General features: G+C 56.5%; 21 protein-coding genes and 1 tRNA gene. 11 read left to right on the forward strand and 11 right to left on the reverse strand.

Translation table 11 applies throughout. From position 1 onward, the window contains the following. Positions 1-93 precede the first annotated feature (93 nt). The 6 genes from LMS44_RS01370 to LMS44_RS01395 are packed head-to-tail and all read left to right on the forward strand — an operon-like array spanning position 94 to position 8491. Positions 94-1017, forward strand: coding sequence for an ABC transporter permease (locus LMS44_RS01370; protein WP_009287871.1), 924 nt, complete (start codon positions 94-96; stop codon positions 1015-1017). Between the two features lie 2 nt (positions 1018-1019). Next, on the forward strand, positions 1020-1874 hold the full coding sequence (locus tag LMS44_RS01375) for an ABC transporter permease (protein WP_009287872.1): 855 nt from the start codon (positions 1020-1022) through the stop codon (positions 1872-1874). Further along, entirely contained in the window at positions 1871-3658 is a 1788-nt protein-coding gene (locus LMS44_RS01380) for a M14 family metallopeptidase (RefSeq protein ID WP_278371702.1), read from the forward strand. Before LMS44_RS01375 ends, LMS44_RS01380 begins: the two co-directional genes overlap by 4 nt. A 52-nt stretch (positions 3659-3710) precedes the next feature. Next, positions 3711-5402, forward strand: a complete 1692-nt coding sequence (locus LMS44_RS01385; RefSeq protein ID WP_278371701.1) for a VRR-NUC domain-containing protein — start codon at positions 3711-3713, stop codon at positions 5400-5402. Beyond that, positions 5399-7687, forward strand: coding sequence for an ATP-dependent DNA helicase (locus tag LMS44_RS01390; protein WP_278371700.1), 2289 nt, complete (start codon positions 5399-5401; stop codon positions 7685-7687). Before LMS44_RS01385 ends, LMS44_RS01390 begins: the two co-directional genes overlap by 4 nt. A gap of 21 nt (positions 7688-7708) precedes the next feature. Further along, positions 7709-8491, forward strand: coding sequence for a sulfite exporter TauE/SafE family protein (locus tag LMS44_RS01395; RefSeq protein ID WP_009287879.1), 783 nt, complete (start codon positions 7709-7711; stop codon positions 8489-8491). Between the two features lie 10 nt (positions 8492-8501). On the opposite strand, the gene LMS44_RS01400 is transcribed toward LMS44_RS01395, so the two are convergent. From LMS44_RS01400 to ispB, 9 genes are all read right to left on the reverse strand, one after another. Then, positions 8502-9734, reverse strand: a complete 1233-nt coding sequence (locus LMS44_RS01400; RefSeq protein WP_022520768.1) for an MFS transporter — start codon at positions 9732-9734, stop codon at positions 8502-8504. A 70-nt stretch (positions 9735-9804) separates the two neighbouring features. Then, entirely contained in the window at positions 9805-9984 is a 180-nt protein-coding gene (locus LMS44_RS01405) for a hypothetical protein (protein ID WP_022520767.1), read from the reverse strand. Between the two features lie 117 nt (positions 9985-10101). After that, positions 10102-10257: a DUF4113 domain-containing protein gene (locus tag LMS44_RS01410; RefSeq protein WP_022520766.1), complete on the reverse strand. Its 156-nt coding sequence runs from the start codon at positions 10255-10257 to the stop codon at positions 10102-10104. Positions 10258-10590: 333 nt separating this feature from the next. Further along, positions 10591-11010: a type II toxin-antitoxin system HicB family antitoxin gene (locus tag LMS44_RS01415; protein WP_022520765.1), complete on the reverse strand. Its 420-nt coding sequence runs from the start codon at positions 11008-11010 to the stop codon at positions 10591-10593. A gap of 38 nt (positions 11011-11048) precedes the next feature. Then, positions 11049-11231: a type II toxin-antitoxin system HicA family toxin gene (locus LMS44_RS01420; RefSeq protein ID WP_082116825.1), complete on the reverse strand. Its 183-nt coding sequence runs from the start codon at positions 11229-11231 to the stop codon at positions 11049-11051. A gap of 372 nt (positions 11232-11603) precedes the next feature. Beyond that, a complete protein-coding gene (locus tag LMS44_RS01425; RefSeq protein WP_342411053.1) occupies positions 11604-11924 on the reverse strand; it encodes a type II toxin-antitoxin system HicB family antitoxin in 321 nt (106 codons plus the stop codon). Further along, positions 11921-12178 (reverse strand): type II toxin-antitoxin system HicA family toxin, encoded by a 258-nt coding sequence (locus tag LMS44_RS01430; RefSeq protein ID WP_022520763.1) that lies wholly within the window; start codon positions 12176-12178, stop codon positions 11921-11923. Before LMS44_RS01430 ends, LMS44_RS01425 begins: the two co-directional genes overlap by 4 nt. A gap of 113 nt (positions 12179-12291) precedes the next feature. Then, positions 12292-12368 (reverse strand) — tRNA-Pro (locus LMS44_RS01435). Positions 12369-12468: 100 nt separating this feature from the next. Further along, complete coding sequence (gene ispB / locus LMS44_RS01440; RefSeq protein WP_022520762.1) at positions 12469-13473, reverse strand: octaprenyl diphosphate synthase; 1005 nt, start codon at positions 13471-13473, stop codon at positions 12469-12471. 334 nt (positions 13474-13807) lie between these two features. Between ispB and rplU the strand changes: the two genes are divergently transcribed. The 4 genes from rplU to proB all read left to right on the forward strand — a co-directional run bounded on the left by rplU (position 13808) and on the right by proB (position 17104). Further along, positions 13808-14119, forward strand: a complete 312-nt coding sequence (gene rplU / locus LMS44_RS01445; protein WP_022520761.1) for a 50S ribosomal protein L21 — start codon at positions 13808-13810, stop codon at positions 14117-14119. A 29-nt stretch (positions 14120-14148) separates the two neighbouring features. Then, the gene (gene rpmA, locus LMS44_RS01450) at positions 14149-14406 is read left to right on the forward strand and encodes a 50S ribosomal protein L27 (RefSeq protein ID WP_008957069.1); all 258 of its coding nucleotides are present in this window, start codon (positions 14149-14151) and stop codon (positions 14404-14406) included. Between the two features lie 207 nt (positions 14407-14613). Continuing rightward, positions 14614-15801, forward strand: coding sequence for an Obg family GTPase CgtA (gene cgtA, locus LMS44_RS01455; protein ID WP_190374123.1), 1188 nt, complete (start codon positions 14614-14616; stop codon positions 15799-15801). 163 nt (positions 15802-15964) lie between these two features. Beyond that, positions 15965-17104, forward strand: a complete 1140-nt coding sequence (gene proB, locus LMS44_RS01460) for a glutamate 5-kinase (protein WP_190374122.1) — start codon at positions 15965-15967, stop codon at positions 17102-17104. Between the two features lie 20 nt (positions 17105-17124). Here the strand turns inward: proB and LMS44_RS01465 are convergent, their stop codons facing one another. Then, positions 17125-18138, reverse strand: a complete 1014-nt coding sequence (locus tag LMS44_RS01465) for a DUF1853 family protein (RefSeq protein ID WP_190374121.1) — start codon at positions 18136-18138, stop codon at positions 17125-17127. Between the two features lie 120 nt (positions 18139-18258). Beyond that, the gene (locus LMS44_RS01470) at positions 18259-18738 is read right to left on the reverse strand and encodes a PepSY domain-containing protein (protein ID WP_278371625.1); all 480 of its coding nucleotides are present in this window, start codon (positions 18736-18738) and stop codon (positions 18259-18261) included. A gap of 174 nt (positions 18739-18912) precedes the next feature. Here LMS44_RS01470 and LMS44_RS01475 point away from each other — a divergent pair, with 174 nt between their 5' ends. Further along, positions 18913-19272 carry a PepSY domain-containing protein gene (locus tag LMS44_RS01475; protein WP_022520757.1) on the forward strand — a complete coding sequence of 120 codons (360 nt, stop codon included), beginning with the start codon at positions 18913-18915 and terminating at the stop codon, positions 19270-19272. Positions 19273-19287: the final 15 nt, after the last annotated feature.

Below are 19287 nucleotides of genomic sequence, written 5' to 3' on the forward strand. Positions count from 1 at the left end.
CGTGACGCCATCCGACCGCTTGAAAGGGCGGTCGGCTCTTCACACTGACACTTCACAAAAGCTTCATGTAAGCGTTTCGGGCTTGGGGTCATAGTGGCAAAATTTCTTCTTTATCGAATACTGCAGGCCGTCTTTGTGGTGATCGCCGTGACGCTGATCGTCTCTTTTGCGATCAGGTTAACCGGTGATCCGGCGGTCATGCTGGCGCAAGGGGCGGGTAGTATTACCGAGGCGGATCTGGAAAGGATTCGTGAAGCCTTGGGTTTGAATCAATCCTTCCTGGCCCAGTACATCGGTTTCCTGCGCGGTCTGGTGGTGGGTGATTTTGGGCGCAGCTTTATGGGCGGAACCCCAGTGAGTGACTTGATTGGTCGCGCGCTGCCCGCCACCTTGGCGCTGGCTTTTGCCTCGCTGTTTGTGTCTATCGTGGTATCGATACCGCTGGGTATTAAGGCCGCGGTATCGCGGGGAAGGTGGCCCGACCAGATGATCAGGATTTTTTCCCTGATCGGGCTCTCTTTTCCTAACTTCTGGCTGGCCATCATGCTGGTGCTGCTGCTCTCCATCACTTTTAATCTGCTGCCGCCCAGTGGCATGGAGGGCTTCTCCAGCTTCATTATGCCCGCGGCGACGATGGGGATCATTCTAACCGCCACCAACGTGCGCCTTGTGCGGACCACTATGCTGGATACCCTCCGCTCTCAGTACATCATGGTGGCGCGGGCAAAAGGCCTTTCCAACACGGTCGTACTCTACAAACATGCGCTGCGTAACTGCTCCATTCCGCTGATCACCTATTTTGGTTTGCAGTTCGGTGGTCTGTTGGGCGGTATCGTGGTTGTCGAGCGTGTCTTTAACTGGCCAGGACTCGGCACCTTGGCTTTCGAAGCCGTATCGGCCCGGGACTATCCCGTCTTACAAGGCGTTATTACCGTGCTCTCGTTAATGATCATCTCCATTAACCTGCTTGTTGATATCGCCTATGGCCTGGTTGACCCCAGGGTGCGCAAGGAATAACCATGACCGCAGCTATTAAAACCGACAAATTGAAACGCTTTAAAAACCTTGAGTTTATCCTTGGCGTGCTGCTTGTGGGCGGTATTGGTTTAGCGGTGATCTTCTCCGGCTGGCTATTTCCCGGAGGAGGTTCAGAGCTTAACTTAGCCTACCGTTTAACGCCGCCGCTGGTGGAGCCTGGCTTTCCCCTGGGCACGGATCCATTAGGCCGGGACGTGCTCGCGCGGGTGATTATCGGCGGTGAAATCTCGCTAAAAGTTGGGGTCTACTCCGCCCTTGGGGCGGTGGTGATCGGCATCATTATGGGGTTGGTATCCGGCTACTACGGCGGGTTCCTGGATATGATCGTGATGCGCTTTGCCGACGTGCAGCTCGCGCTGCCCTTTATTCTGCTGGCGATTACTTTTATCGCCGTGATTGGTGGCGGGCTAACCAATATGATTATTCTGCTGATTATCTCCCAGTGGGTGCAGTACGCGCGCTTGGTGCGCGGCTCGGTGCTATCGCTGCGCGACCGCGAATTTATTCTGGCGGCCAAAGCGATTGGGGTGAAAGATATTCGTATTCTGTTCCAGCATCTGTTGCCGAATCTGATTGGCCCCGTCATCGTGCTGATGACCCTCAATGTGGCCAATAATATTCTGCTTGAGAGCAGCCTGACCTTTTTAGGCTTGGGCGTGGATCCAGTGATTCCCAGTTGGGGCGGCATGCTGGCGGAAGGGCGTACCTATCTGCAAACGGCGTGGTGGGTTAGTGTGTTCCCTGGCTTGGCTATTCTGTTAACCGTGCTAGGGCTGAACCTGCTGGGTGACTGGCTTCGGGATGCCTTGGATCCCACCGGACGCACCTCCTTATGACCAACGATCCCCGTATCGAGATCTTGTTAGAGCGCTCGTTTCCACGCACCACGCGATCTTTGCTTGATGAGTACGCCACGCCTGCCTATCAAGGCTATCAGTTGGAGGCGTGGGTCTTCGACGATGAAAGCGAACGCCAAGCCACAGAAACGGCCTTCAAGGCTGCTGGTATTAGTGCGCGCCTGCGCAGTGCCTATAAGTCCCTGGTGCACTTCTTTTTAGAGGAGTTCTCGTGGGCGTCGCTGCGGTCGCTGGTAATTGAGTACCCGGTGTTAGCACATGCGCCGCGCCGCTTTCTGCTGGAAGCCTACCCGCTGGCGGCGCTACTTCCGCAAGGTGTAGCGCTACGCTGGGAAGAAGTTGATGCTACGCCTGCCACTATTTCAACCACTATTTCTACACCTCTTCATTATCGCGTTCGTGTGGAGCGTAGCACTGGGGAGCGGGAAACGTATTGGGTTGATGCACCTAACCGTCAACATTTAGATCATGTAGATGAAGCACAGTGCTCACCCTGTGGCTGGCTGCGGCTCACCTCTCCCAATGGCGAGGTAAGCGAGTCAATTGTTGAGACGGACTATGAAGCGCTGTTTCAAGCGGCGATGGCGACGTTATCCTCAACCCAGTGGCAGACAGCATCGCCCTACTTTGAAGAGCTCAACTTTACGGTGCAGTTGCCCTGTAGTGACCGCCGTTTAGCGTTGGACGATGAGCATATCAGCCTTGCCGAGGCGCTCCATGAAGAGCTCTATTTCTCAGCGCTGGAGTATTTTCAGCGCCGCGCAGGTTTGGCGCTGGGGGATCGATCCATTCAGCCGGGGCAGATTGTGCCGGAAGTCTCCTCTCAGGGGGAGCGAGCCTATTTAAACGTCAGCCTACGGCCTTTGGATGCCTCCCAACTGCCGCGGGCCGAGGTCGAACTGGAGAGCGCTCAGCAGGCCATCGGCGTTGAACAAATAGAGGTGTTATTGGCAGCGCTGGGTGGTCAGGCGTTACAGGCCAAGACACGAGCGGGGAGAGCGGTAGAGGCGCGTTATATCGTCGGCAGTGACCGCGCCGTTATGATCAGTGCGGGGCAGCATGCCAACGAAACCTCCGGCGTGGTGGGGGTGTTGCGTGCTGCGGCGCAGCTTAGCGGTGAGCCTGAGGCCCACTTCGTCATTTCGCCGCTGGAAAACCCTGATGGCTACGCATTGCAAGGCCGGCTCGTCGCCACTCAGCCACGCCATATGCACCACGCGGCGCGCTATACCGCCTTTGGTAATGACCTCCAGAGCCAGCCGCTTGGGCAGCCATTTGAACATGCTATTCGTGAACAGGCATTTGCTTTCAGTAATGCCGGACTGCATATCAATCTGCACGGCTACCCGGCCCATGAGTGGACGCGGCCGTTAAGCGGTTACGTGCCCCGCGGCTTTGAGATGTGGACGATTCCCAAGGGCTTCTTTTTGATCCTGCGCCATCAGCCAGGCTACGAAACAGCCGCCGAGCAGTTGGTGGAAGCCGTTACCCAGCAGCTTGCGCAAGTGCCTGGGCTGGTCGAATTTAATGCCGCGCAAATTGCGTTATTTGAGACTCATGCAGGAGCGTTAACCTTCCCGATGTTGAACGGCTTCCCCTACCTAATCTCGGAAGATGCCAATCAATTAACGCCATTGATGCTGATCACTGAATACCCTGATGAAACCCTAACCGGCGAGCCCTTTGTGCAGGCGCATACCGCGCAAATGGCAACGGTGGTGGCGGCCTATAAGGCCTTTCAAACGCTCTTATTGAATGCTTAATCTCAATGACGGCGAGACTGTCAAAATAGCATCGCACTGATACAATGGATAAATGAACAGTGCTTTCGCGACACCTACCGCCTCCCTTGATGACCCCTTCTATTACCTGACGAACTTTCGCTTCGTTTTGGCCTGGGTGGGGGAGCGCCACGCTGATTTGCTCGCGGCAGACGAGCTCGCTTTTCTTGAACAGTTTGAGAGCTTACCGCAAGCCTCCCAAGCGCTGCTGGTGCGCATGGTGATGCGCAAGGGCGAGCTGTTTCGGCTCAGCAAATTAAGCTACGCCGAGGTGGGCGACAGTGCCAGCGCCATGGCGCCCTTGATGTCGCTAGGTTGGGTCGATAGTGAATCGGTGCTTAGCGTTGATGAGCTGTTTAACCAGCTACGCTTGGCCGAACTGCGCCAGGCGTTGGTAGCGGAGATACGCGCTGCCGGGCTGAGCGCCTCAAGCGCTAAAACCGTGCTCTACGACACGCTGGCGAGCCAGCTCAATGAACCCAAGCGGTTATGCCAGTGGTGGCCCGAGGCAAACGATCCAGTTCTGCGGCTAACAGTCATGGAAACCTGCGACCGCCTGCGCCTGATGTTCTTTGGCAACCTGCGCCAGGACTGGGCCGAGTTCGTGTTAACCGAGCTTGGCCTCCAGCGTTTTGAAAGTGTGCCCTTCACGCCAGAGTCCCGCGCTTTCCAGTCGCGCCATGAAGTGGATACGTATTTAGCGCTCCATCGTCTGCGCCAACGTCTGGACGACGGCGAGCTGCCCGCCGATCTATTCCCTGAAATGCCACCGCCTGCGGATAACCGCTGGCTAGCCACACGGCGCGCGCGGTTACTGCTCCAGTTGGGCCGTGAGGCAGAGCGTAGCGGAGACGCAGCGCTAGCGCTGAGACTGTATCGCGAGTCCGCCAGTAGCGAAGCGCGCATTCGGCAGTTACGTGTGTTGGAGCGCCAAGGCGAACACACTGCGGCCTTTGAGCTGGCGACCCAAGCCCTCAATAGCAGCCCCAACGAAACCGAGCACCAGGCGCTGGCGCGGATTCTGCCCCGCTTACGGCGGCGGCTTAAATTGCCTGCTGAGCCGAGTGACCCCGAACCCACTCATGAGCGCTGGGACTTATCATTGCCTGGGCCGCAGTGGGTCGAACGCGCCGTGGTCGAGGTACTCAGCGAGCCTGGGGCGCCGATCTACTACGTGGAAAATGCGCTGCTGACCGGGCTGTTTGGTTTGCTCTGCTGGCCAGCGATTTTTGCTCCATTGCCGGGGGCCTTCTTCCACCCCTTTCACCATGGCCCGGCGGACTTGTACCGTGAGGACTTCGTGGCGCGACGGCGAGACGCCTTCGATGCTTGCCTTGCGCGTCTGGAGGACGGCAGTTACCGCGAAGTGATTCGTTCGACCTGGCGGGAGAAACACGGCTTGGTGTCCCCCTTTGTGCACTGGGTGATTGTCGATGAACCGCTGGTTGAGCTGGCGTTGACGTGCATTCCCGCCGTGCACCTACGCCTGTGCTTTGAGCGGTTGCTGGGGGATCTGAAAGCCAACCGGGCCGGGCTACCGGATTTAATTCAATTTATGCCCGATGCGCCCGTTGGCGAGCCACGCTATCGGATGATTGAGGTCAAAGGCCCCGGCGATCGGCTGCAGGATAACCAGCGCCGCTGGCTTACGTTTTTTCACCGCCATGCCATGCCCGTGGCGGTGTGTTACGTGAGCTGGTCGACTGGCGACGAGCCTGAACCATGAGCGCGACCTATCGCGTGGCAGTGCGCGCGCTGTGCGACTTCACAGCTCGGCAGGGGGATCTCGATCACCGCTTTACCCCGGCGCCCAGTGCGCGCGAAGGGATGGAAGGGCATACGCTGGTGACCAGCCGCCGGGGAGAAGACTATCTCGCTGAACTGCCCCTGTCGGGGAAGTTTGAAGGGCTGATAGTTACCGGCCGCGCCGATGGTTTCGACCCCACGGCCAACCGCCTGGAGGAGATCAAAACCCACCGTGGCAGCCTGGAGCGCATGGCGGATAATCAGCGCGCCCTCCACTGGGCGCAGGTAAAAGTCTACGGCGCGTTACTGTGTGCTGAGCGTGCGCTGGAACAGATTACCTTGACGTTGGTTTATCTGGATATTGCCAGCGGCAAAGAGACCCTGCTCAGCCAGGAAGCCACTGCCGACGAACTCCAGGCGTTCTTTGCCGAGCAGTGCCAACGCTTCCTTGCCTGGGCAGAACAGGAGGCCGGGCACCGTCAGGATCGCGATAGCGGTCTGCAGACCCTGCGCTTTCCCCATGCTGCGTTTCGCCCCGGCCAGCGCGAACTCGCTGAAGATGTTTACAAAGCTGCCAGCACCGGGCGCTGCCTGCTCGCCCAGGCGCCCACCGGTATTGGTAAAACCATGGGCACGCTGTTTCCGATGCTTTCGGCCATGCCCCGCCAGCAGCTCGATCGGATCGCCTTTCTGACCATGAAAACCCCTGGCCGCCGTTTGGCGCTGGATGCCCTGGCTACACTGCGCACTAGTGATGAAACACTTCCTCTGCGGGTGCTGGAACTGGTGGCGCGGGAGAAAGCCTGCGAATACCCAGATCGCGCCTGCCACGGCGAGTCGTGCCCATTGGCCGCCGGCTTTTATGATCGCCTGCCTGCAGCACGCCAAGCGGCGGTGGATCAGGGATGGCTGGATCGCGACGCGCTGCGCGAAGTGGCGTTGGCCCACGATGTTTGCCCCTATTATCTCGGCCAGGAGCTGGCGCGCTGGGCGGATGTGATCGTCGGTGACGTCAATCACTGGTTCGATAGCCACGCCCTGCTGCACGGTTTGGCCCAGGCCAACGATTGGCGAACGGGCGTGCTGGTCGACGAAGCGCATAATCTGATTGAGCGCGCCCGCGGCATGTACAGCGCCGAGCTCGATCAGCAGCGTTTCAACCGGGTTCGCCGTGCTGCGCCCAAAGCGCTCTCCCGGCCCCTGGGTCGTTTGTCCCGCCAATGGCAAGCGGTGATTAAAGAAGCAGGGCTGGAAGAGGAGGGCGACCCCAGGAAACCGACCTACCGGCTGCTTACGGCATTGCCCGACAAGCTAGTCACCGCTGCCCAACAGGTGGGCGCCGCCATCACTGACCACCTGGGTGAGCACCCCGAAGATGCCAGCCTGGAACTACAGGAATTGTTATTTGAAGCGCTGGCATTCTGCCGCCTGGCGGAGCGCTTTGGTGAGCACTCCCTGTGTGATCTTACCCGCTATGGGCGCGGTCGGGCGGTGTTGGGGTTACGCAATCTGATACCCGCCGATTTTCTGGCCGCACGGTTTAACGCGGCCCACTCAGTGGTGCTGTTTTCGGCGACGTTAAACCCTGCCCACTACTACCGGGACCTGCTGGGCTTGCCAGAAAACACGGTATGGCGGGAAGTGGCATCGCCCTTTACCGCGTGTCAGTTAGAGGTGCGTATACGCACGGATATCTCCACGCGTTTTCGGGATCGGGACGCCTCTATCGATCCTATCGTCGCGACCATGGCGCAGCAGTATCAGCGCAAATCAGGCCACTATTTAGCGTTCTTCAGCAGCTTTGCTTACCTGGAGGCAGCGCTGGCGCGGTTTCGCGAGGCGCACCCGGAAGTACCCGTTTTCAGCCAAACCCGCGGGATGCCGGAAGCGCAGCGCGAGGAATTTCTGGCGCGCTTTGCACCCGTCGGAGAAGGCATCGGCTTTGCGGTGTTGGGCGGTGCCTTTGCAGAAGGCATCGACCTGCCCGGCGACCGATTGATCGGAGCCTTTATCGCCACCTTGGGACTACCGCCGTTTAACGACTTTAACGAAGCGCTTAAAGCACGACTAACCGCCCGCTTCGGCCAAGGTGACGACTATACCTACCGCATTCCCGGCATGATCAAAGTGGTGCAGGCCGCAGGTCGCGTTATTCGCAGTCCAGAAGATCAAGGGGTTGTGGTATTAATGGATGATCGTTTTGCCCAGGCCAGCGTACGTGCGCTATTGCCACGTTGGTGGACGCTGGGAGATATCCACCCCTAACTTAGGATCCTAACGCGAACCATGACAGATCTACTCTGGTACCAGTATGCGCTGATTGGGCTAATTTTTGCCTGGAGCGGTTTTGTGCGAACCAGCTTGGGCTTTGGCGGTGCCGTGCTGGCACTGCCTTTCCTGCTTTTGGTCGTCAACGAGCCACTGGTATTCTTGCCGATTATTGCCATTCACCTGCTGATTTTCTCCAGTTGGATCGCCTGGAGTGGGCATCGCCAGCTACAGCAAGCGGGCGTGGGCACCACATCGCCAGAGAGTAATATCGATTGGGGTTATTTAACCAAAGCCTTGAAAATCATGATCATCCCCAAGCTGATTGGGGTAGTGGGGCTGTTAACGCTGCCCGCACAAGTCATGACCAGTATCATTTTCGGCATTGTGATCATCTATGCCATTGGCTATGTATTGAATAAGCCGTTCAAAAGCAAGAACAAGTACGTGGACTACGTGCTGCTGGCGCTTGGTGGGTATGTCAGCGGTACGTCGCTGATTGGCGCGCCGTTGATTGTGGCGGTATTCGCCACTCACGTCGCCAAAGAGCAACTGCGGGATACCATGTTTGTGCTGTGGTTTATCCTGGTGATGATCAAGATGGTCTCGTTCCTGATTGCAGGCGTGGATCTTCAGTTAATTCACCAGCTGTGGCTGCTGCCCTGTGCCTTTATCGGCCATTTGGTGGGCGAGAAAGCCCATCGCTATATGCTTAAAGCGAACACCGGTCTGTTCTTTCGTGTGCTGGGCGCGGTGCTGATTCTTGTCAGTGTCGTGGGGTTGATTCACCCGCCCGCGTAAGTGCTGATGCTCAAAGCTGGCTGTCGGCTTTGAGCGTTGTCTTGCCCAGAATGATCAGGACAACGGCTAGCAGGCCGCACACGACTGCCATGCCGGTAAACACGTTACGCAACGACTCCAGCCAGATCACCGCCGGGGCGACCACCACCGGGGAGATAAACTGGCCAAAAAAGAAGGTCGAGGTAAAACCGCCAAATACCCGGCCCCGTACTCGCTGAGGAGTGATCCGCATCAGCCACGTGGTGGTATTGGGCATGAAGGCGCCAAGGCCAAATCCGGAGATCGCCGCACCCACGATTGCCATGGCGTAACTCTGGGTGAAGCCCACCACCAAAAAACCGGCTGCCGCCAGGAAAAAGCCGAGCACATAGATTGTCATCACCGACAGGAACGGCTTGTAGTAACCATAGCAAAACGCCACGATGCTGGCCGTCAGGGCTGCCATCGAGAGCGCCACGCCGATCGCCATGCCGCTAATCTGGCCCTGTTTGGAAAGCAGAAAGGGCAGCTGCGCGGGAAACATATAAAACATGGTCATGCTGATCATGGCGATCAGGTAAGCAAGAACGGTACGCCCGTAGTCCACCGTTACCGGCGCATCGCTTGTATCGCGGCTGGCACCATCACTGGATTGAGGCTCTTGGAGAATCGCCCAGGCATAGGGAAGCAGCAGCACACCGGTCATATAGAGTAAAAACGGGCCGCGCCAACTCCAGTCGGAAAGTAGCCCGCCCAGGTTAATAAAGATTACCCCGCCCAGCGCCATGCAGCTGCTTTGCAGCCCCAAAAAACGGGCGCGTTCGGAGCTGTCAAAATAATCCCCCACCAGCGTGGTGCTGATACTGAGAATACCGGCTACCGCAATCCCCATCAGTGCGCGGGAGCTTAATAGCAGATCCACGCGATCAATGAAAAAGCCCGCGCCCCCCGCAAAACCGTAGATGCCCAGCATCATCAGCAGCAATTTCTTGCGCCCAAACCGGTCAGCAAGATAACCCATCAGTGGACTGAACAGCGTAATCATCAGCGCAGGCAGGGTCAGAATCAGCTGGATCACTACCTGGGGCTGGTCGGGAAAATGGCGGCTGATGCCCGGCAGTGCGGGCGCGATAATTGCCCCCGACATCACGGTCATGGTGCTGGCAAACAGTAGTACGGCCTTAATATGCGTTAATTGGCTAATAGTCTTGTCCATATCAAGAGGAGGGGAGAGAGTGAAGAGCACAAACGCTAATCGTAGCATGTTTGTTAGCGTGCTATGTTTGTGTTTTTTACCTTCTACTTCTCAAGCAGTAAGGTTCGGCTACGAACCGTTAAGCGCTATGGGAAGAACCGACGGGGTAGCGGTCATCTTCATATTTCTTGATGAGCAAGGAGAGTCCCTCAAGCTCATTAGCCTCTGGAGTACCAGCATCTGCGGCCCATAGCTCTTCTAGGCGAGCAAATGCACGATCAGGATCGGCATCGTTATGGATAGGCTGGATATTCATCATACAGTCTCCGCATTTACTTGGTCGTACTGTTGATGTGTGCCAACAAATCTAATCCAAGCAATCTGCTGCGCTTATTCTATGAACCCAGGTCGAAAGCTATTTTTCTTAGCCGTCACCCTAATCCGTATACATCTTCGTCAACTCATACCAATTCGTCGTATAGCGCGGGCTTCGATTCGCGCAGCGCAGATGCCAGGGGGCATTCTTTTCCGGTAGCCCTAGGCTTACCGTTCCCTTCCCCATCTTTTCGTTTAACACATCCATGGTGACCATGAGCTTGTAGCTGAATTGGCGTTTTTCTTCCGTTTGCGGTGTGCCCGTTAGGCTGAGCTGTTGGCGGTTCTCGTCAGTCAGGTCGATCTCTTGTAGCCGTACTTGGGCCGATAGATCTTGCGCAGTTTAAAGGGGGAGGCAGGCTAGGTGTTGGGCGGTGCAGGTGAGGCATTACATTGCGTAACGTTAAATTACTTGTTTGCAACTTAGCCAAACTTTGCCATATTGAAGGTGTCGCCTAATAGCACGCGTTGCGAGAACGCTTCGCCAGAATAATGCGGCAATAAAAACCCTCGGCTATTTGGAGTAGCCGGGGGTTTTGTTTTGCTTGGGTTATGCGCCTTTGCGTGCTCTGGCCAGTTCGGCCATGGCGACGCGGGAGAGAAAGCCCGAGCGGGTTTTGTCGCCGGGGTGGCTGGCCACAAAGTCGTCAATTTGCTTAACCAGTAAATCAGGTAATGTGACGTTGATCTTGTGGCTTTTGCCCAGATAGGGGGTCAGGTCGATATCCACCACCGCCCAGATCCAGCCGGCGTATTCAGGGTTGTCCATGTGGTGCTCAATAGACGTTGCTTCGGGAATGGGGTCGCCATAGTCCACGGCTACTTCCAGCCATCCTTCGATCGCTGCTTTCACATTGGCTAACGCCTCTTCAAAGGTGTCACCCGCTGAAAAGCAGCCGTTAAGATCGGGTACTACGACGCCATAGGCGTGCTGTTCGTCGCCGCGCTCAATTGCAATGGGAAACAACATACGTTGATCTCCTTTATGGGGGGCAGCAGTGGCCAACCTCATAAGAAACCGGCGCTTTTTCTGATTGCTCTTACCAAGCCCGTTTTCAAATCCTTTTTAGGATGTGGCACGGTGACCGTGCCGGGCTTGGTAGGGTGCCTGAAGTGGTGGTGGCTGCCGTTGACTCTGACCAACTCCCAGCCATCTTTCTTCAGTTCTTTTATCAGTGTTCTGCTATCCACCTCCTGCCCCTGTGCTGTTAATTATTGGGGTTACTATAACCCCAAGTTTAAAAAGGGTCAACTTCTATAACCCTGATAACCCCAGTTTACTCAATGGGTGGTTCCGTCGATTATCCGGTGATTGTCGGTGTAAGAGATCTTTTACAAATCTTGTCGGCAATGGCTTACATCAATGGGGGCTTGAGGAGCTGGCTATGACGCTTGGATGCGCGAGCTGGAAGGAGCCAGCTTTTCTGTAAGGAGACGGATACCAAAGACCATCGGCCATTGGATGGCCGGGGATTATGTTTTTAAAACAGGGCATTGGGAAAATGAAGCGGCTGAATTGCTTAAACAGAAAGTTCGTGTTCGATAGCGGTGGTTACAAACTGATTAAGGCTTTGTCCTTTGTCCTTTGTCCTTTGTCCTTTGTCCTTTGGTCGTGGCGGCGTCGGCGGCGTGTTTGTGCAGTTCTTCCGGTAGACGCACCTGAAACTTGCCAGAGTAGGACTTGGTGGGTTTAATGCCGCGCTTTTGGCATTCATCCAGAAAAATACGCAGCGAGATTTTGCCTTCGTCGCGTAGCCTGGCAACGCTATCGGCGTAGAAGTCGGCCCCGCCGCTTAGCTCAATGCATTCGCCACGGAACATTTCAATGTCGGGGTCGTACTGGATGACGGCGCGATAGCCGTCAATGATCATGATGTTATTCATGGCGTCTCTCCGTTCTCTTCTAACCATTTGCGTATGCTGGCCACAGCGCCCTTATCGGTATCCGGTGATGGGTGCGGGCGATGAAAAACACGCACTTCATCAAACAATACAACGGCTAATGCGGTCAAAGAACCGCCCTTGACGCGCTGGCTCTGCGAGCGGATTCGGATTTCAAACCAGGCGTAGTGGCCACCGTTCGAATTCTGGCGTAGGCGGTAGGTGAAGCGGGTGAGCTTTTGCGATGACATTGCCATTAGCTACCTCCCTTCCAATGTTTTTATTTTGCTACCTATTTGCTACCTAGAACCTCTCCCAACAAAAAACGGCCACTTGCTGTATTAGCTAAGTGGCCGTTTTCCGGAATTTTTGGTCGGAATAGCAGGATTCGAACCTACGACCTCTGCCTCCCGAAGGCAGCGCTCTACCAAGCTGAGCTATATTCCGAAGGTTGCCGAGCCGTGCTTATCTGTGCTCAACAACGGAGGTGGATCATACTTAGCCAGGCGTGTTTTTTCAAGTCCTCGGCGGTGAGGTCTAGCAATTTTTATGCTTGGCGATCAACTGCTAAGCGGGCCAACTGGGCCATGCTGTCGCGGTAGGCGCTGGGCGGTAGGGCGTCCAACTGCTGCAGGGCTTTGTCGGCCATCTCTTCGGCGCGTTGGCGGGTATAGTCGAGTGCGCCGGTGGCGTGAATAATTTCCAGCACGGCGTCGAGCTGCTCAAGTCCGCCATCGCGAATCACCTGGCGAATCAGCTTGGCCTGTTCCGGCGTGCCTTGCTCCATGGCGTGGATCAGCGGCAGTGTCGGCTTGCCTTCGGCTAGGTCGTCGCCAACGTTTTTGCCCATGGCATCGGCGTCGCCCTGGTAATCCAGCAGGTCATCGATCAACTGAAAGGCGAGACCTAAGTAGCGGCCATAATATTGGAGAGCGCGCTCCTGTTCCGGCGTTGCTTCTGCCAGCACAGCACCGCTGTGGGAAGCCGCTTCAAACAGCATGGCGGTTTTGCCCAAAATGGTCTCGAAGTAGTCCTCTTCGGAGATGCTGGGGTTGCCGATGTTGGTCAACTGCAGCACTTCCCCTTCCGCGATGATGCAGGTAGCGCCGGAAAGGATCGCCATAATGCGCATCGAGCCCACATCGACCATCATCTGAAACGAGCGGGCGTAGAGGAAGTCGCCGACCAGTACCGAGGGCGCATTGCCCCAGGCGTCGTTGGCGGTTTTCTTGCCCCGGCGCATATGCGATTCATCCACCACGTCATCGTGTAGCAGCGTGGAGGTGTGCATAAACTCTATTAATGTGGCCAGCGGAATATGCTTGTCGCCGGTGTAGTCGAGGGAGCGGGCGGCTAGGAGTGCAAGTAAAGGGCGCAAGCGCTTGCCGCCGCTTTCGGTAATGTACTGGCCGATCGTTTCAACCAGTGGCACTTTAGAATTGAGCTGCTCGACAATTGTCCGATTGACGGCTGCGAAATCATCGGCCACCACGGCATGCAGCGGTGAAGGCGTTGGGCTGTCAGGCTGGGCTGAGGAGACGTTAGCGGTCATGGGATACGTTCATCGCGGCAGATTGAGGCGGTAACTCCCGCCCATAGTGGAGGTCATGCTATGGGGCTGCCTGTTAGGCGTCAAGACACGCGCTGTGGTCACGCTATGATATGCCGTTATAAGGAGATGGTCGTGTCAATTGACAACGGCCTATGGTCTTGTGGTAAGAGAAGATAGTCGTTATAATCCGCGACCCACTCATCTTGCTCCCTGTCAGATGGCTCCAAAAGGGGCGCCACTCGCAGCAGGTCGATAAGAGCACGACTCGAAAGAGCGTAGGAGATGAGTGCCGTTTAACCGTTAGAACGGCATTAACGACAGTCCGGAGAGCGACATGTACGCAGTTATCAAAAGCGGTGGTAAGCAGTACCGCGTTCAAGAAGGTCAAACCCTCAAGCTCGAGAAAATCGAAGTCGCTACCGGCGAAACGATTGAGTTTGACGAAGTGCTGATGGTCGCTGACGGCGATGACTTCAACATCGGTGCGCCGATGATCAGTGGTGCTAAAGTCTCTGCCGAAGTGGTTTCCCACGGGCGCGGCGATAAAGTCACCATCATCAAGTTCCGTCGTCGTAAGCACCACATGAAGCGTCAGGGCCACCGCCAGTGGTTCACTGAAGTCAAAATTACCGGAATTTCTGCGTAAGCGGTCAATTCCCTTAGGAGGATTTTGCAATGGCACATAAAAAGGCAGCCGGCTCCACGCGTAACGGTCGCGATTCCGAGTCCAAACGCTTAGGTGTAAAACTCTTCGGTGGCCAAGCGGCGACTGCGGGTAACATCATCGTGCGTCAGCGCGGCACGCGTTTCCACGCGGGCACGGGCGTAGGCCTTGGTCGTGACCACACACTGTTCGCACTGAGCGACGGTTTTGTGAAGTTTGAGACCAAAGGCCCGAAAAACCGCAAGTTCGTTAGCATCGTTTCTGCCTAAACGGCTAGTGCTATGCTCGCGGTTGCGAGAAAAAAGGCCCCGCTATGGCGGGGCTTTTTTGTCGGTTAAATCTCTTTTCCAATACCCTTTCCCAATATGTCTTAACACTATGTCTGTAATCAGTATGCTGGTGGTAATAAAGGGTTGGGAAAAAATTTGGTAAACAGCAGTGCATATTAGGGCGGCGGAAGCGGCCGGGAGAATCCAATGCAGTTCGTCGATGAAGCCTCGATTATTGTTGAGGCGGGCAAAGGCGGCAATGGCTGTCTGAGCTTTCGCCGCGAAAAATATGTGCCCAGAGGCGGCCCTGATGGGGGCGATGGCGGTCATGGTGGTAGCGTTTACTTAATTGGTGACGATGCCCTTAACACCTTGATCGATTTTAAATTCCAGCGCTTCTATAAAGCTCAAAACGGGCAGGGCGGCATGGGTCGTCAAATGAGCGGCAAGGCCGGTGAAGATCTGCACGTCAAAGTGCCGGTGGGTACCACGGTGATTGATGAAGACACCCTGGAAGTCATCGCCGATGTGACCGAAATTGGCCAGGTGGTGCTGGTGGGCGAAGGTGGTCGGCGTGGATTGGGTAACATCCACTTTAAATCGTCTACCAACCGCGCACCGCGCCGTACCACAACGGGCACCGACGGTGATCGCCGCAACCTGCGCCTGGAAATGAAAGTGATGGCCGATGTCGGCCTGCTGGGCATGCCCAACGCGGGTAAATCGACGCTGATTCGCTCGGTGTCCGCTGCCAAGCCCAAGGTCGCCAACTACCCGTTCACCACCTTAGTGCCCAACTTGGGCGTAGTGAAACTGGGGATGCACGAGCACTTCGTCATGGCCGACGTACCGGGCTTGATCGAAGGGGCCTCTGAAGGCGCAGGATTGGGGCTACGTTTTTTGAAGCACCTAACCCGCACGCGGCTGCTGTTCCATGTGGTCGATGTGGCACCGTTTGATGAGTCTGATCCGGTGGAAGCGGCCAAGGCGATTGTGCACGAGTTGGGTCAGTTCTCTCCGGCGCTTTCTGAGCGGCCGCGCTGGCTGGTGCTGAACAAGTTTGACCTGCTGCCGGAAGATGAGCGTGAAGAGCGCGCCCAGAAGATTATTCAGGCGCTGAACTGGGAAGGCCCGGTGTTCCGCATTTCAGCGATCAGCAGCGACGGCACCGATAAGCTGGTTCAGGCGGCTTACCGCTGGTTGACCGAGCAGCGCCGCCTTGAGAACGAAGATGAAGAGGCGCTGGCCCGTGAAGAGGAGATGCGTCGCCGCATGGAAGAAGAGTCGGTTGCGCGTACCGAAGACCGTTTGGGTCGTCGGCGTAAGCGCGACGATGAAGATGATGAAGATTTCGACGACGATGATTACGACGTTGAAGTCGAATACGCCCCTTAGTGGTATTGAACGGGTGCATTCGGTAGTAAGCTAAAATCGGTAGTATGCAAAAAGGGGGCTGCGTTCGCGCGGCCCCTTTTATGGGCGTCTGATTAAGTTGCAAGTGGCTGATTTAGTGATGAGTGCCTGATTAAGTTGTTAGCGTCTGATTGAGGTGGGTCGCATGGAAAGTAACGAGCAAATCCTGGGCCGCAGCGCGCTCAGCCGTGCACGGCGGGTCGTGGTGAAGATTGGTAGTGCGCTGCTGACTAACGATGGCCGCGGCCTGGACGAACCCGCCATCGGTGGTTGGGTGGATCAAATTGCCGCTTTGCACCAGAAGGGGATTGAGGTGGTGCTGGTCTCTTCCGGCGCCGTGGCGGCTGGCATGGTGCGTCTTGGCTGGCAGGTGCGCCCCAGCGCCGTGCATGAACTGCAGGCGGCTGCGGCGGTAGGCCAAAATGGCCTGACCCAATGCTACGAGCAGCACTTTGCCCGCCACGACATGCTCACCGCGCAGATTCTGCTTACCCATGACGACCTTTCCAACCGCAAGCGCTACCTTAATGCGCTCTCTGCGCTGCGTACGTTGGTAGAGATGCGCGTGGTGCCGGTGATCAATGAAAACGACACCGTAGTCACTGATGAGATTCGCTTTGGCGACAACGACACCCTAGGCGCGCTGGTTGCTAACCTACTGGAAGCGGATGCGCTGCTGCTATTGACCGACCAGGAAGGCCTGTTTGACGCCGACCCACGGCATAACCCCGATGCCCAGATGATTGCCGAAGGGCGCGCCGACGACCCACGCTTAGCCGCCGTCGCAGGCAGCGGTGGCGCGCTGGGGCGGGGCGGTATGACCACCAAGGTGCGCGCGGCGCAGTTGGCGGCGCGCTCCGGGGCGGTCACGGTGATTGCCAGTGGCCGCCAGCCCGACGTAATCAACCGGATAATGTCGGGCGAAGCGCTAGGCACGCTGCTGCGTCCTGACCAAGTGCCCATGGCGGCACGCAAGCGCTGGTTGGCGGGTCAACTGCAGGTGCGTGGCACGCTGGTGCTGGATGCGGGGGCGGTCAAGGTATTGCGCGATAAAGGCTCAAGCCTACTGGCAGTGGGCGTGCGCGATGTACAGGGCGGTTTCAAACGCGGCGATATGGTGGTGTGTGTGGATGAGCAGGGTGCGTCAGTGGCCAAAGGCTTGGTCAACTATGGCGCTGATGAAGCGCGCCAATTGGCGGGCCAGCCCAGCCACCAGATCGAAGCCATCCTCGGTTACGTGGAAGCCCATGAACTGATCCATCGCGATAACCTTGTCGTTATATAGAGGCTTCTTCTGGTCGTTTTTCAGTCCCGAATGCGGGGCGGTAGAGGCACTTGCCGGGGCCAGTCATCAGGTACCAAAAATAGCCGCTCGTAGCGTTGTTCATTGTGCTCCCGCTCTGAGAAGCACAGCATTACTTGCTGGGGTGAGCGCCAGGCGTGAACCTTTTCGATAATGGTGGGCAACTGCTCCGCCGCAGGGCGAAAAGCGCTGAGGGGTGGCGGTGCCAGCCAGTGAGGTTTTTCCAACCACGCCATGCGCGGCATGGTGGAAAACCGGGCTGCCAGCGCAGGCCAGTCACGTAAGTAGCACCAGGTACCTCGGCGATGATCAGCCGTCGCGCCTTCGGGCGCTGGCATGGCGGCGTGCCAGGGGTAGTAAAGTACGCCGGGCATCGCCAACCGCTGGGTTAACTGCTCGCCTAAACGCAGATCAGAAACACCCAGATCCCGTGGCGTTAGCCAATGCGTAAGCGTTTCCAGCGCAGGCGCCGTGGTGGAAAGGGGGAGCTGGTGACGTCTGAGGTGAGAGCACTTAAGCGCCAGGCTGTCTAACCCGCCGGGGCCAATCCAGCGGCTTTGACTATTGGCTGCCCCAGGCCCTTCAGGCAGCCCCAGGTAGAACTTAATAGCGACTTCTAAATGTATCGGTGCCGGGTTGTCGCGGGTTCTGTACAGCATATCCAGCTCGCCCAGGGTGTTGCGCTGGCGGGTGATGCGCACGTTCCGGGCGAGCAGCCGTGTATTCGGTGCGTGATCTAATAGCATATGCCACAGGCGTTCGTGGTAATGGCCCATGCGCGTTGCGCGGCTGCCGTTCAACGCGGTTAGCGGTGATAGGCCAAGCTTACGTAGCCAGGGCAATAGCGCTTTCTCCAGCCCTAACTCTTTAATGGTGGGCCGCCCTCCACAGGGAATCGGCGGAGGAAGCACCACAAGATCAGGCGTGGAGATCAGCCAAGCCAAATCTCTTAGCACTGACACCGTGTTGCCGAGTTCTACATTCTCCAGCGCGCCATCAACGCCTTCGTTCAGCACGGATATCTCCTCAGCAACCTCATAAGGTCAGCACTATCACTTTAGCTACATGATTTGTCAGCCTACCATAAACGCAGCGGGCTCCCCGTGGGGAGCCCGCAAAGCGATTAGCTGGATAAATTAATCGCGGTCAATTTGAGTCACTTCGGAAGAACCCTGACGGACGCTGATTTCTAGCTCACGGCCATCTTCGCCGCGGCCTTCAATATCGATGATGCCGCTTTTATCGATATCGAGATCTTCAAATTCAACCATACCCTCCTGGCTAGCTACGTCCAGTGCTTGACGGATATCGTCTTCGCTCATACCCCAGGCACCGGTAATCAGGCGCTCGCGTTTCTCTTGTAGCGTTTCACCGTTATCAAGAGAAAATTCCACATCGGCGTACCACTCATCGTCCAGCCAACCTTCTACCTCTACGCGGCCACGGCTTTTAATGCTAACTTCTTCGTAGTGGCTGAAACCGTAGTCATTGGCGTGGGTCAATATGTCATCAATGCGATCCATCGGCAGCGAATCGTCGGCCTGCACACTCCCTGCAGCCGCAGCAAGCAGCAGCGCAGAGGTCGGGATCAGCAGCATTTTTTTCATGGTGTTCATAGCAAATTCCTTCTTTACGTATCTGTACGAGAATGTCTGTACGTCAATGTTTATACAACAGTGAATAAACGGCATTCAGCGAATGCGACAGTGAATTTATACCACCCCGATACTTTCCTTAAGCTGACAAAGCTGTTCATCTAACGTTCATGTTGCCTTTGGCATGCTGACCCAATGAGTAAAATCCTACGCCACTTTAAAAAGCTACTGCGCAGCGTCCCTCGCCGCAACGTCACTGGGTTAGCCTTGGTGCTGTTGCTGGCGGGTAGCGCGGTGGGTGACCAGCATTGGGAGTCGCTACACGGTGAAGTGCGCCGCGGTGAGGTTGTGCCTCTCGACACTATTTTGGATTGGCTGGAAGCGCACTATATAGGGGAAGTACTGGAGGTTGAGGTGGAACGTGAAGGGGGTTATGTCGAGTATGAGATCAAATTGCTTGGCCCCCAGGGCCAAGTGGTCGAGTTCGAGTTTGATGGCCATAACGGCCAATTAATGGCCATTGAAGGGGTGCGTATCAATGATATGCGCCGCTAGCCTGTTGATGTCACT

The sequence above is a fragment of the Halomonas profundus genome (assembly GCF_020865425.1).
In the GTDB taxonomy this organism is placed as follows: domain Bacteria; phylum Pseudomonadota; class Gammaproteobacteria; order Pseudomonadales; family Halomonadaceae; genus Vreelandella; species Vreelandella titanicae.